General features: G+C 35.7%; 17 protein-coding genes and 1 pseudogene. 6 read left to right on the top strand and 12 right to left on the bottom strand.

What is annotated here, in order from left to right; all coding sequences use genetic code 11:
• The first annotated feature begins 297 nt into the window (after nucleotides 1–297).
• Nucleotides 298–642: a DUF6176 family protein gene (locus tag ACFTQ7_RS09535; RefSeq protein WP_386828312.1), complete on the top strand. Its 345-nt coding sequence runs from the start codon at nucleotides 298–300 to the stop codon at nucleotides 640–642.
• 515 nt (nucleotides 643–1,157) lie between these two features.
• On the opposite strand, the gene ACFTQ7_RS09530 is transcribed toward ACFTQ7_RS09535, so the two are convergent.
• The gene (locus ACFTQ7_RS09530) at nucleotides 1,158–1,949 is read right to left on the bottom strand and encodes a CsxC family protein (RefSeq protein WP_386828311.1); all 792 of its coding nucleotides are present in this window, start codon (nucleotides 1,947–1,949) and stop codon (nucleotides 1,158–1,160) included.
• 288 nt (nucleotides 1,950–2,237) lie between these two features.
• Nucleotides 2,238–2,591 carry a hypothetical protein gene (locus ACFTQ7_RS09525; RefSeq protein ID WP_386828310.1) on the bottom strand — a complete coding sequence of 118 codons (354 nt, stop codon included), beginning with the start codon at nucleotides 2,589–2,591 and terminating at the stop codon, nucleotides 2,238–2,240.
• Nucleotides 2,592–3,718: 1,127 nt separating this feature from the next.
• Between ACFTQ7_RS09525 and ACFTQ7_RS09520 the strand changes: the two genes are divergently transcribed.
• Both ACFTQ7_RS09520 and ACFTQ7_RS09515 read left to right on the top strand, forming a co-directional pair.
• Entirely contained in the window at nucleotides 3,719–4,126 is a 408-nt protein-coding gene (locus ACFTQ7_RS09520; RefSeq protein WP_386828309.1) for a hypothetical protein, read from the top strand.
• Nucleotides 4,119–4,576: pseudogene (locus ACFTQ7_RS09515) on the top strand (NUDIX hydrolase). Before ACFTQ7_RS09520 ends, ACFTQ7_RS09515 begins: the two are co-directional and overlap by 8 nt.
• 162 nt (nucleotides 4,577–4,738) lie before the next feature.
• Here ACFTQ7_RS09515 and ACFTQ7_RS09510 read toward each other — a convergent pair.
• From ACFTQ7_RS09510 to ACFTQ7_RS09500, 3 genes are all read right to left on the bottom strand, one after another.
• Nucleotides 4,739–6,262, bottom strand: coding sequence for an SH3 domain-containing protein (locus ACFTQ7_RS09510; protein WP_386828308.1), 1,524 nt, complete (start codon nucleotides 6,260–6,262; stop codon nucleotides 4,739–4,741).
• Between the two features lie 470 nt (nucleotides 6,263–6,732).
• Nucleotides 6,733–7,440, bottom strand: a complete 708-nt coding sequence (gene deoD, locus ACFTQ7_RS09505; protein ID WP_386828307.1) for a purine-nucleoside phosphorylase — start codon at nucleotides 7,438–7,440, stop codon at nucleotides 6,733–6,735.
• A 113-nt stretch (nucleotides 7,441–7,553) separates the two neighbouring features.
• Nucleotides 7,554–7,772, bottom strand: a complete 219-nt coding sequence (locus ACFTQ7_RS09500) for a YozE family protein (protein WP_323650052.1) — start codon at nucleotides 7,770–7,772, stop codon at nucleotides 7,554–7,556.
• Nucleotides 7,773–8,014: 242 nt separating this feature from the next.
• On the opposite strand from ACFTQ7_RS09500, the gene ACFTQ7_RS09495 reads away from it, so the two are divergent.
• Entirely contained in the window at nucleotides 8,015–9,859 is a 1,845-nt protein-coding gene (locus ACFTQ7_RS09495) for a methyl-accepting chemotaxis protein (RefSeq protein ID WP_386828306.1), read from the top strand.
• A gap of 249 nt (nucleotides 9,860–10,108) precedes the next feature.
• Here the strand turns inward: ACFTQ7_RS09495 and msrB are convergent, their stop codons facing one another.
• The 5 genes from msrB to ACFTQ7_RS09470 form a co-directional block, all read right to left on the bottom strand.
• Nucleotides 10,109–10,537 carry a peptide-methionine (R)-S-oxide reductase MsrB gene (gene msrB, locus ACFTQ7_RS09490; protein WP_386828305.1) on the bottom strand — a complete coding sequence of 143 codons (429 nt, stop codon included), beginning with the start codon at nucleotides 10,535–10,537 and terminating at the stop codon, nucleotides 10,109–10,111.
• Nucleotides 10,534–11,064, bottom strand: coding sequence for a peptide-methionine (S)-S-oxide reductase MsrA (gene msrA / locus ACFTQ7_RS09485; protein WP_386828304.1), 531 nt, complete (start codon nucleotides 11,062–11,064; stop codon nucleotides 10,534–10,536). Before msrA ends, msrB begins: the two co-directional genes overlap by 4 nt.
• Before the next feature lie 12 nt (nucleotides 11,065–11,076).
• Complete coding sequence (locus ACFTQ7_RS09480) at nucleotides 11,077–11,652, bottom strand: YpmS family protein (RefSeq protein ID WP_349659925.1); 576 nt, start codon at nucleotides 11,650–11,652, stop codon at nucleotides 11,077–11,079.
• A gap of 4 nt (nucleotides 11,653–11,656) precedes the next feature.
• On the bottom strand, nucleotides 11,657–12,589 hold the full coding sequence (locus tag ACFTQ7_RS09475; protein ID WP_386828303.1) for a GDSL-type esterase/lipase family protein: 933 nt from the start codon (nucleotides 12,587–12,589) through the stop codon (nucleotides 11,657–11,659).
• A gap of 189 nt (nucleotides 12,590–12,778) precedes the next feature.
• The gene (locus ACFTQ7_RS09470) at nucleotides 12,779–13,621 is read right to left on the bottom strand and encodes a DegV family protein (RefSeq protein ID WP_386828302.1); all 843 of its coding nucleotides are present in this window, start codon (nucleotides 13,619–13,621) and stop codon (nucleotides 12,779–12,781) included.
• 273 nt (nucleotides 13,622–13,894) lie between these two features.
• Between ACFTQ7_RS09470 and trhA the strand changes: the two genes are divergently transcribed.
• A complete protein-coding gene (gene trhA / locus ACFTQ7_RS09465; protein WP_386828301.1) occupies nucleotides 13,895–14,530 on the top strand; it encodes a PAQR family membrane homeostasis protein TrhA in 636 nt (211 codons plus the stop codon).
• 40 nt (nucleotides 14,531–14,570) lie between these two features.
• Here the strand turns inward: trhA and ACFTQ7_RS09460 are convergent, their stop codons facing one another.
• Entirely contained in the window at nucleotides 14,571–15,065 is a 495-nt protein-coding gene (locus ACFTQ7_RS09460; RefSeq protein ID WP_386828300.1) for an HIT family protein, read from the bottom strand.
• A gap of 293 nt (nucleotides 15,066–15,358) precedes the next feature.
• The gene (locus tag ACFTQ7_RS09455) at nucleotides 15,359–15,835 is read right to left on the bottom strand and encodes a dihydrofolate reductase (protein ID WP_079561107.1); all 477 of its coding nucleotides are present in this window, start codon (nucleotides 15,833–15,835) and stop codon (nucleotides 15,359–15,361) included.
• A 172-nt stretch (nucleotides 15,836–16,007) separates the two neighbouring features.
• Here ACFTQ7_RS09455 and ACFTQ7_RS09450 point away from each other — a divergent pair, with 172 nt between their 5' ends.
• Nucleotides 16,008–16,925 (top strand): alpha/beta hydrolase, encoded by a 918-nt coding sequence (locus tag ACFTQ7_RS09450; RefSeq protein ID WP_386828299.1) that lies wholly within the window; start codon nucleotides 16,008–16,010, stop codon nucleotides 16,923–16,925.
• The last annotated feature ends 54 nt before the right edge of the window (nucleotides 16,926–16,979 follow it).

Below are 16,979 nucleotides of genomic sequence, written 5' to 3'. Positions count from 1 at the left end.
CTCCTTGAAATTACCGCCTAATATATAGTATCATCGCATATCATCTTTGTAAAAAGGTTTCTTCCAAATCCTGCACTATTTTATTAGATTTCTTAAGGCTATCGTAAATTAGAAATAAAGATTCCAGATACCCCCTATTAATCTTGTCTTTCATATCTTCACCTTATCACAAAGCCGCAGTTAAGTCCGTACTTTTCCAGTTGACTAAATAAAATTCAGAAGAATACGAAAATAATATATAATATGTTAAAACACAGTTGGGTTAATATGGATAAAAACAGAAAGGAACAATGTATAATGAATATTGAGTGCACGCGATATCGAGCGAAACAAGGTAAAACGGAAAAAGTAAATGAATGGTTAGCTTTCTTGAATGAAAATATGGAAGATGTTCTAGTTACTCTTGAAGGCGAGAAAATGTACGTTGAAACGATTTTTCGAGAAGTGTTAAATGGAGAAGAATATTTGTATTGGTATGTTGTTCAAGGGACAGGTGGAATTGATGTGGATGATTCAGAACATTGGATTGATAAAAAACATCTTGAATACTGGGATGAATGTATTGATAAAACCTTTAAACCTGTAGATTTACAAACTGAGGTAGTGATGATTCCTGAAAAAGTACGAAATTCTATGAATTAAACACTTTCTTAAACAAATGAAAACTTGTGTTTTAGAAGATTAGGACTTGCGTTTAAGATTGAATTTCAAATCTGCAAGTCCCTTTGTGTGGATTCCTCAATCTCCCTAGGGCTATTCAAAACACAAATGCAACAAGTATTGTCATTCATGCCTAATCTCAACATCTATCACCAACTACAAATCAAGCTTTACAGTCTTAATAACATCTATAAAAGGCTTTTAAATCGATTGTACTAATAATGATGATAAATCTTTTTTCTTGTGCGTTCTATCGATTTAATTTGTTCGATATCTTTTTCGTGAACTGTTGAAAAAAGTGCTTTTGCACCCACTAGCCTTCAATCTTGTTTGTTAAATTGCAAAAAGGCAGTTGAAATTCAGATTCAACTGAACTTTCAACTGCCAACTCAAATATTAAATTATTTGTAGTGCTCATTTAATATTATAAGGTTATTTTCGAATACATTTTGTTGCCGTGAACTGCTTTGTACTGTACCTCTAAAAACTAGAGATTATCAAGGACTAGTAGGAGGAGTAAGTCCGAACAGAACAGGAGTAACTACAGTACTACCAGCTCCAAGGCGGACTTGTTGAACTTGCAGTACTTTTACTGTAAGATCCAGAACAATTTTTTCACGCAATGTGCTAAAAGTACCTTCTGGTGATGCCATAACTGGTGAAAAATCAAGTTCAAAGAAGTTTGCAGCGACTAACTCGCCAAATGGTTGTTCATTATATTTCACAAGATTTTGGAAGAAAGCCTTATCCAACCGAGCATCCAATTGAGTTCTTTCATTCAGGAAGTTTGCTTCGGCAAACTCAGAAATCCCCAAGATTGGAGTAGGGCCTCCAGTTGTTTGTGGGAAAAATAGTTCTGTAAAACCAGAAAATGGAACATCGGCAATTCTATCTTGTAGCGCTCCATTACATGCTGCTGAAGCATATTCAATATTTTTACGAATATGTCCTGCTACAAATAATTTAGCTCTTGTTACTCTAAAAAAGTCAGTGTTATCAATACGTGCAAATCTAACAGGCACTAATTTAACTTGATTTAGGAATACATTTTTTTTCACTCTTTTGATTTCAGTTGCAGCAGGATTCAGCGTAATATCTGATTCCACCACTATTTGAAGTGTCGGTTCTGCAAGTACAACTGGAATTTTAATAGTTGGAGCTGTAACTGGTGTAGCGATTAGTGGAGTAATCTCACTACCTAATGGTACTAGTTCAGTTGATTCTACTGGACAAGGTGCTATTTGATTTAGATTTTCTGATTGTTCATTCAAAATAATTCCTCTTTTCATTTTTTAGTATTAGAGTGCGCTCTCTATATTGCTAGGATATGTAGCAATTAAATCTATGTATGGATGTGTATACTAGTTATTATTTAATATTTTAAAAATGAATATTTAAAAGATAAGAATTGAGCATCAAAGTTCAAGATCACCTGGTTTTAATTGTATAGTTAATCAACATTTAGCCATTTCCGTGCGCTTTTGCTATTACTTCACAATATCAATTTACAACGTTTTTTAGTTAACTACGCTAGTATTAGGAAATTCACTATATTGAAAGCTAAAAATTTCAATCTTCTACACAAGCACAAAAACAACAAAATAGACAAGTGCTACAGGAACTGCATAAGAAGATATACCTTTTAAACTCCATTTGTCCTCATCAGTTGACCAGAGAAAAATAAACAATGTTATCATGCTAATCCCGAAAGCGGTCGTAATAATATTTAATAATCCAATAATCTCCATCCCCTTTTCTATCCAACACATTACTATATTCTTAATAAATGGGGCCCATGCTAACCGCTTGGCTGTTCTATCAATTAATGCATTACGTTTACATAGCATCTTAATGATTTCAATTTCGCTTGTATCTAAAAAAATGAAACTTTTATAACTCTCTTCCGTAAATACATAAATAACCAATTTCAATGGAGGTGCTTAAATGAAAGATATTTTTAAAGGAATTCTAGCAGTAATTATAGCCTTAGCTATATGGGATGGAATTAAATACATATGGAATCTTTTTGTTTAAACGCCGAGAAAACAGCCAATTTTTGGTTGTTTTTTCTGTTTGAAAAATGTTTTCAATCTTCTGCTGAACAATTTCTTTCCGCCACACCGGATTTACATGCTCACAGGATGGAGGTTTATGTAAGTGTCTATTTAGCAGTTAAGTCTAGAAATAATTATGAATTGTGTTATGCAATCGTCAAAAATGAAAACATTTCATTATTGAAATTTTAAAAATAAGAAAAAGTACAAAGTAAGCGTAATTTAATTGGTAAATACATGGTATTGAAAAGTATTTTTTCCAAAGCTATTGATCGGGGAGTTATTCAAAAAAATCCAATGAAAGGAGTCAAGCGTCTATACGTTGAAAAAAGACATCGTGAAAGTCAGTTAGAACAACTACTCTCAATTCTGGATCAAGTTTATCCAAAAGGACACCTATGCTTGAGAATGAAAACAATCCATTAAACCTGTTATTTATGAAAAGTAATGGATTCCCTTCACACTCAGATTGTATGTCCAATAAATTGAAAAAAACTGTGGCGAGATTTAACTTCCTATATGATTAGTAAAAATGTAATTTTAAAATAATTCAAGAACACCTCATCCTTGTTGGTACAAAACAAACAATTGATACCTACAGTCATTTAACTGAGCGTGACAAAATAAAAAAGTCTTTAGAATGTTGGCAAATCAACTATTCAGTACCTTGCTGTTCTCAAACTGTGTTTAATAATCCAATCACTCTAAATCGGTGACGATGTAGTTAAAAACCACATAGCTAATAAAATCAACCAAATTACAACTATCACTATAACTAAACGCTTCATACTCAAGCCCCCTTTCAAACCATATCTCCACTAATCAGTTCTGTTATTTTAATTATACCTCTTATAAAAATTCATTTGGATATAATTCCATATCTTTCATTTCCTCCAGACCATTTTAGTCAAACAGATATTTGTAACTTTATTCCACTTTTTTCGTCCAATTGATTACGAGGTTTGATTGTACCAATCTTATTGATTTCATAGGAGGATAATAGTTTGAAAACTTTTTATCATAGTTTAATCATGTGGATCCCTTTTGGATTGTTATATTCCTTTGCGGCATTTGGATTAGACGTAGTAGAAGGAAATAAAAATATAACGTCAGGATATGCACTTATTTATTTGTTCATCGCGGCATCTTTTACGTTTATTTTATATCCTATTTCATTTTTTCCACTTACATTCGTTGTAAGTAAGTTTATAGAATCATTGTTGTTTAGAGTGGTAATATTCACCTTTTTCAGTGGGGTACTAGGGGCGTTTGCTTTTAAAAAAATATATGATTTTCTTTTTATTGAAGCGTATAATTTAAGCATTATTCCTTCGATTCTCATTTTTGGTATTGCAGGTTTACTCTATGCTTTAGTAGAAAATTCCTTCAAGAAAAATATAAAATTTGTTTAAACTAAAGAAGACTTTAGCTTTACGCCAACATGTTGGAACAAGCCCTATTATTGCATCAGGTTCAGCGATCATTGTTTTATATGAAAAGAAGAATTACTATTGCAATTACGTTCAGATACAGATGATTGGGGGCTTCCAGGCGGTGGAGTGGAAATAGGAGATAGTTTTGAAGAAACTGCTCAAAAGGAGTTGTATGAGGAAACAGGATTAATTGCCCAAGAATTGAAATTGGTTGGATTAGCTTCAGGGAAAGAGTTATATTTCAAATTTCCACATGGGGATGAAATTTATAACGCGACGGCAATTTTTAAAGCAACTGCTGTTAAAGGCATTCTTAAACAAAACGAGGAGAGTAAAGATTTAAAATATTTCCCCTTAGAAAAACTTCCAGATTTAAATTATACCACATTGAAATTACTAGAAAATGTTGGTTATATTCCAACTAATTAGATACGGCGGGCTATTATCACCTTTCGTTATCCTAAACAAAAAGCTTCACAGTCTCTATAAATGGCTCTTTGAACTGCTAATTCAACTTAGCTCCTATTGAATTGCACCAGCCGTAAAATCAGAAAAACGATTGCAATGAACGCAACCGTTTTCTAAGTTCAATTATTTTTGCTTTGATACGAATGATTCATATCTTTGAATAAACGCTGATATTTGAGAACGAGTTAAAATTTGGTCAGGGTTATAGCCACCGATTGATGTAGCTGTAGTAATCCCATTATCCATGAAAAATTGAATAGCTTCGTTTTCACTTACTGTTTTCCCATAGTGGTAAGATGCCATCAGTTGCGCCAATTTACCACGTCTAATGCCTTTATCCGCTAGAGCTTTAGAAGCTGTAGATTCTTCATTTGCTAGTACAGGCAGTTTGTACTTTTTCGCCATGTTGTATAAACCACTTTTGTTCCAAGACGATGTGTTTTTTACACTTGCTAATTCATCTTTTTGAGCGAAACGGAAGAAGATTGTTAGGAAGTGAGCTTCTGTTAATTGTGTGTTCGGTTGTAACTGTGTTTCATATTTCTTTGTTTTTGCGTTCCATACGTTACCGTAACCACTAATTAAACCTCGATCGATTGCCCAAATCATATCATCTCTCCACCAAGCTGTAGTGCTGAAGTCTGCAAACTTTTTAGTGTAAGCTGAGTAGTCCTTTGTAGTGGTAACTGGAGGTGTTGGCGTTGGTGTTGAAGCTGAGTAGTTTAAATAACTAGATGCTACATACCCCTTTGTCCCGTCACTTCTTTTCACAGGATACCAAACAAAATGGTTTTTCTTCGTTGATACTTCTTCATATACAAAAGGACCCGTAATGGTAACAATTTCGCCTTTACGTAAAGTACCCATAGAAGGACTATCCGTAGTAGGTCTTGTCCTTAATGTTACATTAGTTGTTGCACTAACTTTTTGATTTGTTTCAAAAAAATACTTTGATTTATTTAATGGTAAATCAAAATCATAGTTCATCGCTGAAAATTTAATATTTTCCTTGCTGTTAGAGTCATATTGAAAATGTTCGCGTGAAAAAGGCAGTTCTGTTAAGTCTATTAATTCCAATTTCTCAATAATTCGTAGAATTCTTTCTTGATAGGCATTTGCACCTCTTTCACCAGTTGCTTGGACAATTGGACTATTTACTGGCTTAGTACCGTTATAAGCCATGATAGCGAAGTACCAATGTTCCAGTACATCTCTTTCCCCACCGTTGATGCTAGGTAAATCCTTCCGCTTAAACATATTATCTAGAGTCTCTACACCAGCTTGAATATTATAGACAATATCGCTTTTTAGTCTATCTTGATTGTAGCCGGCTTGATTTGTAATTTGCATAATGCCAATTCCATTATCAGCTGTCACAATCGCTTCACCATTCACATCGAAATGACGCCAATTTCCACTTTCACCTTCCGCTATTCCCTTCACAATTTCAGGAGGAACATTATAAATCAGTGCTGTTTCGGTTAACAAACAGTTCGTTGTGGAAAAATCCGGGTTTACTTTCGATGCCGAATCATAATCACATGTATTTGCAATATTATTAGCTAATACATTTTTATCTATATTTATAGATAGAGAGAGGGCACCAATGGCAATAACACTAATCAATGGTTTCAATATCTTTTTCATATCTGATTATTACACTTCCTTTCATATTTTCTAAAGTTATAAGATTCAGATATATGTTATCACAAACCCAATATTTAGGATAGCGGTAATATTCAATGTTTCTTTCATTTAACAGGATTGAGTGATAAATGATAGCCCTAACATATATTGTTTATTATTGATTCGGTGAAAGGGTTGTAAATAGTGATTGTTGGATTTTTACCTTTTTGTTAAATAAGTAAGCTTCCTAAAGTCCCTTGAAACAAGCCCAAGTCAAATCTATCAACTCTTACAGGCTCGTTAAATGGCTCTGTAAGCTTGCTATGTTGCCAAAGAACAAAAGGAACAAGCGAGTGAATTATTCGACTTACTATAAATAAAAGAATACCCAACAAGCTCCGATATTTTCGGTCACTCATTGAGTATTTTTTATGCTATTTATTTGTTTGGGCAATTTGAAATTTCTTCCAAACTACAAACTCTTGCTACGCTTAGTCTTGAATTGCTGCTTCTAAAGCTACAACGATCATATCGTTGAATGTAGTTTGACGTTCTTCTGCTGATGTTACTTCACCAGTTAGAATGTGGTCACTTACTGTTAGGATAGAAAGTGCTTTACGGCCGTGTTTTGCAGCTAATGTGTAAAGTGCTGCTGATTCCATTTCTACAGCAAGTACGCCGTATTTAGCTAATTTTTCGTTTTGGTGCTCATCAGAATAGAATAAATCTGCTGTGAAGATATTACCTACTTGTAAGTTTAAACCAGCATCTTTACCTGCATTGTATGCTTTTAATAATAAATCAAAGTCAGAGATCGGTGCGAAGTCGATAGCGCCGCCCCAAATGATTTGGTTCATACGTGTATCAGATGTTGCTGCTTGCGCTAAAATAACGTCACGAACTTTTACATCTTTTTGAATTGCACCACAAGTACCTACGCGGATTAATTTTTGAACATCATATTCTTGCATTAATTCTGTAGCGTAAATCGAGATTGATGGCACACCCATACCAGTACCCTGAACAGAAATACGTTTACCTTTATACGTACCTGTATAACCAAACATGTTACGAACTTCGTTATAGCAAGTAACATCTTCTAAAAACGTCTCAGCAATGTACTTTGCACGTAATGGATCTCCTGGAAGTAAAATTGTGTCAGCGATTTCGCCTTTTTTTGCATTAATATGAATACTCATACTGCAATCCCTCTTTTCTGTCAGTTATCACTATAAATAATACTGTGTTTCTCGTATTTTCGCAACGCTAGACGTCTAGCAACTTGAAATAAATTTTATTATTTCCACTACTATCACGCGAGATCTACGTATAATGACCATAACTCATCAAATACTTCTATTTTTAAGTTATCTGTAGCGTAAGATTCAATATATGAAGAAAGCTCATCAAAGTCCATGCTCTGCTTCGGAAAATTATGCTCATTGAACACTTCCTCTGCAAATCGCACCTTCGCATCTGACCAATCTCCACCTCTGAATGTCAATACATACAAATAAAAGCTCTTTTTCATACTTAAATCCCCTTTTTACTCATCTGCTTTCCGCTAGTTTATCAAAAAATACCTTCTTAGTCACAATAATATCGTTTCTCCACTATAACTAGTAGCACAATCTTTTAAGATAACCGGACTTTCCTCACAGAAAAATAATACGCATAATTTATCTGAAAAGTGAAAATTATTAGAAAAAAGGGATAGAAATACCTATAAAAATAAGGTAAAATTTAAATCAACTATTCAAAAGTTGGAAGGTGATGACGATTAAAGACTCTCATAAACAAAGTAAATTCGTAAAGAAACGCCCATCTTTTTTTAAGAATAGCTTTTCAAAAAAGAAAAAAGATGTTTCAGAAGATGATAGGCATAATATCACTCCTATCAAAGAAAAACGACAACGTTATTACCATTTAATTCGAGGCAAAGTACTTATTATATTTTCTCTCCTCATTATTATAAATGGCACAATGGGTTTATTATCGTATATCAATATTGAAAATCTGCAAAGACAAATGAAAGATTTTACTGAGAAAAACGTTCAAGAACAATTAACGGTTAACCAACTTGCTTATGAAATTGCGAGGCTCACCAATTTAGAACAAGCCTATTTAATTACCGGGAACGGAAACTTCGCTACTTCTTATAAAATGAAAATTGATACCATCGATAAAAAAATGAAGACCCTAGAAAAGCAGTTTACAGAAAGAGAGCTAGAGTTAGGTCATATACAGGCGATCAATCAATATTATAAAAATTACCTTGAGTATTCTAGTAAGGTTATGACAATGCGTGATGAACTTGGACTTGAACAAGCTCGTAAACTTATGATGGACGGTGCTGGAGAATCGATGAAGGCGTATATTGATAAAAATATCGAGTCCATTAATGAAGTTATGGATGCTGCAAATAAAGCGAAACTAGATAAGCTTAACAAGCAAGTTACTCTATCTATTACTTCTTTCTTCTTCATTTCAATACTTGGACTTATTGCCATTATTATTTTTGGTTATATGTTATTTAAATCATTAAGAAACAATACACAAGCTATTAACGACTCCATTCTCGATATTGCACGGGCTGGCGGAGACTTGACACGACGAGTTAAAGTTCGTAATCATGATGAGTTTTCAACTATTGCCACTTCAACTAATACACTAATAAAATCAATATCTAATTTGATGAAACGTGTCAGTAATCTAGCGGACCATGTTTCAAGTAGTAGCCAAGAGCTAATGTCTTTAGCCGATGAAAACGCCCGTACTATACAGAATATTGCAGATGCTACGACTGATATCGCATCTGATAGCGAGAATACGATTTCAAGTATGACGAGCGCGCAACAAAAAATGAGTGATCTTGAGCATTCTGTGCACCAGTTAAATGAGCAAGCTATTACTGTTCAGCGTGCATCATTAGCTATGCAGGAGGCGGCTAATGATGGCAGTCGCTCCGTTCAACAATCTTCGTTTGTCATGCAAGTTATAGAAGAAACGATGGCTAGCACGACTACCACAGTTGAAGCGCTTGGTCGAAAATCCGCCGATATCACATCTATTATCGGCACGATTACTGCTATTTCAGAGCAAACAAATTTACTTGCCTTAAATGCTGCGATTGAGGCAGCCCACGCTGGTGAGCACGGTCGAGGCTTTGCTGTTGTCGCTGATGAAGTTCGAAAGCTAGCAGCACAATCTCAAATTGCCGCAAAAGAAGTAACATCCATTGTAACGTCCATTCAAAATGAAGTAACATCCATCATCTCTCAAAACCACGAGGGTGTGTCTTCCGTTATTCGCGGCGTTGAAGTAACGAATGAAACAAATCAATCTTTAGCCAATATTTTAACCCATACTAAAGAAACATCGACAATTATCACGACTATGGTAGAAAAGATTGCACTAACACTTGATTATAGTCATAATGTAGCGAATGATTTTGTACAGGTAAATGCCTACGCTGAACAATCAGCTGACAACACCGTCACTTCTGCCGCTGCGGCAACTCAAGGTTCTGCATCCATGCAGGAAATTAATGCCGCTGCCACAGAGCTTGCACTACAAGCAGATAGTCTACGAAATCTTGTCAGTGAATTTAAAGTTTGAACGTCCTAAAAGGTTCTCAATCACATGTTTGGATGAAGCTCAATGTAGTAGCTTACCCAAACATTCAGGAACCTAACTTAATGATATTCGATTTAGTGCATTGATTGGTCATTCGTCGGTTCGGTGGCTCTTTCCGTCGTTCTGACAAGTCTATCCGTCGCTTTGATGGCTAGTTCCGTCACTCTCGAAACAAAAATCATTTTAAAACCATAAAAAAACTCCTAGCACGATTCCTGCTAGGAGTTGTTGTTATTTAAATAATGAAAGGTAATTTGCATAGCCTTCTTTTTCTAAATCCTCTTTTGGTACAAAGCGGAGTGCTGCAGAGTTAATGCAATAGCGTAAGCCTCCAAGTTCACTTGGTCCATCTGGAAAGACATGTCCTAGATGGGAATCGGCTTCTTTGCTGCGAACCTCTACGCGACGCATTCCATGAGATGTATCGAAATGCTCCATTACTTCTTCTTTTTCAACCGGCTTTGTAAATGCAGGCCAGCCGCAACCTGAATCGAATTTATCAAGCGAGCTAAATAACGGCTTCCCTGATACGATATCTACATAAATACCCTCGTCAAAGTGCTTATCAAATTCATTTCGGAACGGTGGCTCCGTACCATTTTCCTGTGTTACGTAATATTGCATGTCCGTTAACTGTTGTAAACGTTGTTCTTTATTCATTTTTCAGCCCCCCAGTGTTTCTCCTGAAATGCTTTGCGACCAGATCCTACAGCATAGCGCTCATAGTGCATTGGATTTTTCTTATAATAATATTGGTGATAAGTTTCTGCATGGTAAAACGAACTTGCCGGTAAAATTTTTACGGCGATAGGTTTATCAAATTTACCGGATGCCTGTAAATCAGCTTTAGAACGTTCAGCCAAATCACGTTGCTCTTCATTGTGATAAAAAATCGCGGTTGTGTAGGACTCTCCACGATCATAAAATTGGCCTCCAGCGTCTGTTGGATCAATTAATGTCCAAAATGTTGCGAGTAATTGTTCATAAGAATAAAGCTCATCATCAAACTGTATTTGCACCGCTTCTAAATGCCCTGACGTTTCAGAGCACACTTGTTCATATGTTGGATTAACAACATGTCCACCTGTATAACCGGAAATTACTGATTCAATGCCAGGTGTTTCGTCAAAAGGCTTGACCATACACCAAAAACAACCACCTGCAAATGTTGCGTATTGCATTGCCATTTATCTCACTCCTTATGCACCAGGAACAATAATTTCTAGTAAAATTTTATCCTTTGGCAAGTCTAATTCTTTTGCTTTGATACGAGATCCTGAAGCAATGTTTACGCGCGATAAATCAATATAGATTTCAGCCTTATCTGGATTGACTGAAATCCATGAAGGGAAATCCACCGTATCTCGCATAATTTTCATCGTTGTCTCAGGTGGAATATTTAACAGCCCAACATTCATTCCTGTCTGTTTTAAAATAATATTCCCTTTCTCATCCACTATCGGATCGAAGTTCATAGAAATATCGATTTCTGTATAGAAAACCTTTAATGTACTTTTCAATTGAATATCGTCACCAATCGTAAAGTCCAACGGTAATGGTGACCCCGCATCCTTTAAATACTTTTTCGATATAGATTCTAATTCCTTCCTTGTTGTTTGCACAACGAGTACATTTCCTTTTACTTCACTTTCAGCTTTTGTACTTTCCGCTAAATTTACTCCATCTACTGGTCTAGTTGCTAAAAAAACGACGAGGAGGATTGCAAAAAGCAGTGTGCCCGCTAAAGCAAAAAATGCAAATTTCCACTTATTCATTTTGTCACTCCTCGTACCCTATTTCCTTGTTAACAATTTGTTCCATGTTACATTTCTCCATTGCCTTTATTATTCGCTCATTCATTTTGTCATAGCCTTTAGCATTTGGATGGAAGAAATCCGTATGATAAACGAGCTCTTTATTTGAATCAAACAAGTCTTCCACTGATACATAGCACGCATTATTATCTTTCTTAGCTATGACTTCAATGACTTTATTCCACTCCGTAATAATCGAATCAAATTCATTCGCTTCATTTGTCACGATGGAGAATGGATTATAAAAACCGATAAGTAATAAAGGGACTGTTGGATTTTTCTCTCGAATGCCTTCAATAATTTTACTATAACGTTTCTTATATGCCCGCAATTCTTTATCAAAAGCATTTCGTTTCAAATTAAATAGATCGTTTCTAACGATCTTCATGACATCGTTTCCACCCATTGTAATTGAAATGAGCTGTGCTTTTTGCAACTCTTCATCATAATGCCCTTTTTCCACTAATTTTAATAACTGATCACTACGTCTTCCTCTTTTTCCTCGATTATCGACTTCAACATCAGAAATCGAGGGCCAAGCTATTAATGAATCTGTTAATCTTCCAACATAACCGTCTTTACTATACTCATCACCAACACCGGCAGTTAAAGAATCTCCGAGTGCTAAGTAATGTAGTTGCTTTGCGTTATTATCATCAATCTTCCCTAAATCCTCTGGTGATGGCTCAAAAAAATGTTCATAAATTTGCGTCAATACATTCTTTGAGGTCTTTTCCTCATTTTCTGTTTGTTGCTCATCCTGTTTCATATCTTGCTCCGTCCTTGCCTGCTCCCCTTCTGGGTCTGCTTGCGGATCCGGTTCATCTATTGATATTGCACAACCACTTAGTACTAAGACGGTCAAACATGACAAAACCATAATTCGCCAAATGTTCATTTGACCACCTTCCATCATTTTCTTCTTCTATTATAGAATAGTTCATAGTGCAATGAAAAGTCACTATACCTAGGTTTTGAGTAAAAAATGTGTGTTTACATCTTTTATTCGTATAAAGAGCGATGCATTTTTCAACAGCTACATGAAAAAAAAAGCCACTACAATTATTTATGTAGTAGCTCTTATATATTATTCTGCAAAATAAATAAAACCAATAGCACCTGGGCCAGTATGCGTTGAAATGATTGGTGAAGTAAAGGCAATTTCTACTTCATTAAAACCTGTTCCTTCAACTAATTCTTTTAATGGTCCACCCATCGTTGTTAAACCCTCTGCGTGAGAAATCCCAACTGATTTTACTGTTTTTCCAGCTGTGTCTGCTTGGAATTGTTTAAATAAGTAGTTCACAACCTGTTTATGGCTCCGTACTTTGGATACCGGATTGTATGCGCCACCTTCTAAGTTTGCAATTACTTTTATGTTCAATAAAGAACCGATAAAACCTGTCCCTTTTCCAATTCGTCCGCCTTTAATAAGATTTTCAAGTGTATCAACAATAACATACAAATACGTATTTTCGCGCACTTTCTCAAGACGCTCAACAATTTCCTCAACCGTAGCGCCAGCGTCGCGCATTTTAATAGCCTCACGTATTTGAATAGCTAAACCTATAGCAATAAAACGTGAATCGATCACAGTTACATCGGATTCCGTCATTTGCGCTGCCTGACGAGCTGATTCCACTGTTCCACTCATACCACCAGTCATATGAAGAGAAATAATTTGATCTCCGTCTTTACCAAGCTCATCGTACAATTCTTTAAATTTCCCCGGTGCAGGCTGTGAGCTTTTAGGTAAATTTTTAGCATTTTTCATTAAGCTTAAAAAAGATTGTGGTTCTAAATCAACACCATCTGTATATGTTTTATCGTCAATTTGAATCGTTAAAGGCACAATATGTATATCATGCTGCGCTACTTCTTCTTTTGTTAAATCACAAGTTGAGTCCGTTACTATATGAATTCGTCCCACTTCGACACATCCTTTTACTTCATTAAAAATATTATATAGACTAATGAATCATTATGTAAACATGACATTTGTCATTAGGTTTCGCTCGTTTTAGTCCATTTTGAATCCGCTACCTTGGATACTATAGCGCTTTGTTCAGTCCTTGTCTAACAATGTCCCTCATACATTTCGACATTTATATGACACTTTTGATGTTGAAAACATGACAAATGTAAATACCCGTATGAAAATTATTGGGGTATAGTAAATGTATGCACGAAAGGAGTGTTCGATATGATTGATTCTTTTGACTACAAAACATGGAAGGAAGAATTGTGGAATGCCATTACTCATGGCATTGGATTTATCGCAAGTATTCCAGCTCTAGTTGTTCTAATTTTAGCAGCAGTTCAAACCGGAAGTGCGCTCCAAATAACTACGTTCACTATTTTTGGCGCTTCTGTGATCATTTTATTTTTAATGTCAACTTTGCTACATAGCATGCCTGAAAAATACAAGCACTTTTTCGCTATTCTTGACCATTCATCAATATATATTTTAATTGCTGGAACGTATACACCTTTCCTTTTAATCGCAATTGGTGGCACACTAGGTATTACGTTATTATGTATTATTTGGTCCCTTGCGATACTAGGCGTTATTTTTAAATGCTTTTTTATTAATCGATTCGAGAAGCTTTCTTTAATTTTTTACATCGGTATGGGCTGGCTAATTATTTTTGCCGTTAAACCTGTCTATCTTTTCTTAGGTTTTCATGGTTTTGCTTTATTATTAGCAGGTGGCCTTTTCTATACGATTGGAGCGATTTTTTACGCATGGCGTTCACTTCCCTACAATCATACGATTTGGCATCTATTTGTTTTAGCTGGCTGTGGCGCGATGTATGCTTGTGTTTATTTTTACTTATAAAATAACAAAAATCGCTTCCGTAAAAAAGAAGCGATTTTTATTATTTGTTAAACCCTTTTAATTCCTTCGTTAATGCCTTTATTGCCCCTATCATTTCTTGCTTATTTTCTTCATTATTCATGTTATTTCTCGCATGAAGTAGAACGGGTCTAACCGATTCTACAGAACGTCCAAATTCGTACATCCATTCATAGCGTGGCACCATCCACGTATGAAAATGATGCGTCGTATCCTCATTATAAAAATAATAAACATGCTCTATACCCAATACGTCCCTTTGAGCCTTTCTAATTTTTGATAAAAGGTTTATATAATCCATTTTTTCCTCATCATTTAGCTCATCCAAACATTTAATATGGCGCTTAGATACTAGAATGATTAATCCCTTTATCGGATAAGCAACATCTTGATGGGCATGAAAATAGTCAGTCTCAATGACTACTCCTCCATCCGGTTCGATGAGTCCGCTCGTTATTGCACAGCTCAAACATTCAACTTCTATCGTTTCTCCATTGGATAAGGTTATTTTTCTCACAGATGCTGCCCCTTTATAAAGTCGATTGCACAAATTCTTTAAAAACTTCTTCTTCCGTCACTTCTGCGGTTCTTTCCATCGCTTTGATGACTCTTTCCGTCGTTTCGAGGTTTCGATCCGTCGCTTCTGTGGACTTATCGAATTTAAAGCACCCGCCCGAATGGTAAATCACCTCCACTTCACAGGAATGAGCCTAATAATTCTTTATTCCACAAATATTTCCAAACACCTTTATTTAGTAACGACAAAAAGCACGGTCATTTATAACCGTGCTTCCGTAGTACTAATTTTCTTTAGTTTTTACGCTCGAAAATCTGATATTGGAATGTGTAGCCCTCTGGTGCAGTTTCTGGCTCCTCTGAGGATACTTCTGTAAAATCCTCGTATTTCGGGAAGTATGTATCCCCATTAAACGAATGATTGATCTTTGTAATGTACAGGCGATCTGCGATATCCATGGATAAGCGGAAAATTTGCTCGCCGCCAATAATCATAATTTCTGGAACATCCCCAGCAAGAGCGAGGGCACCCTCTAAGCTTGTCACTACCTCAATCCCGTCCGCATGATAACTTGCGTCACGTGTAATGACAATATTGCGTCGACCAGGAAGCGGTCTACCGATGGATTCAAATGTTTTACGCCCCATAATCATAGGCTTCCCCATCGTTTTATCCTTAAAATATTTTAAATCCCCAGGCAAATGCCATGGCATGCCATTTTCATAACCAATCACATAATTATTATCATGTGCCACAATTAAAGAAATCATATTGTCCCTCCAAATACTATCGTTCATTATATTATAAACATAATTTAACTTTACAATCAGATTATTTCTGCATAGAAATTAAATTTATTTTCATTTTCGATATTAAATCCTAGTAATTTTATATGAATAGTTTATAATAGAGTTATCAAAGTAATTAAAAGGATTGATGAAGATGACGAAGTTAAGAGATGAAGCGATCCATTATATAAAAGCAAGTGATTCTTCTAAACAGTATTATGAACTATCACCACAAGAAGCGAGAGCCTTTCGAGTTGTGCCAAAATGGACGTCACCACACAGCCCACAGCTTGCGGCAATTGACAATAGAAAAATAACCGTTCGAGATGGTGCGCAAATTAATGTGCGCATTTATAAACCTATTTTAGACGAAAAGCTTCCTGTCATTGTTTATTATCATGGAGGCGGTTGGGTATTTGGAAATATTGACTCTACCGATGCAGGCTGTCAGCTACTAGCAGAAAAAGCACAAGCCATCGTCGTTTCAGTTGATTATCGCTTAGCTCCAGAATACCCATTCCCTACACCACTCTACGATGCCTATGACGCTTTAGTGTGGGTTAGCGAAAACATCCAAAATTTTGGTGGAGATGCAACAAATCTGACAGTCGCTGGTGATAGCGCAGGCGGAAACTTAGCAACAGTAGCTGCCTATTTAGCTGCTACATTTAATGGACCAGTAATTAAAGCGCAGGCACTTATTTATCCTGTAGTCAATGTTGATTTTACAACGGCTTCTTACAATGCGTACGGCGAACACTTCGGCTTAGACAAACAAGGAATGCAATGGTTTGCGGGTCATTACACAGATGAACAAAACTATATGAATCCACTTGTCTCTCCACTTCAGATTGAAGATTTCAGTGTTTTACCGAAAACAATCATTATTGCTGCTGAGGCAGATGTCCTCTACGATGAAGGTCTTGCATACGCGCATAAGCTTACAGACGCCGGAGTGACTGTTGAACATGTCAATATGACTGGTTTAATCCATAGTTACTTTAGTAAAATGAATTTTTTTGAAGAAGCAACGATTGAAACTACTGAAAAAATTGCTAATTTCGTGAAATAAATTTGTCTATCTGCATAAAATAGTGCGATAATAGAGCAAAACGTTTTTTAAAGG

The sequence above is a fragment of the Lysinibacillus sp. NPDC056959 genome (assembly GCF_042674095.1).
GTDB lineage: Bacteria > Bacillota > Bacilli > Bacillales_A > Planococcaceae > Lysinibacillus > Lysinibacillus zambalensis.
The sequence above is the reverse complement of the archived record's forward strand: the minus strand, read 5'-3'. Positions and strand labels throughout refer to the sequence as shown.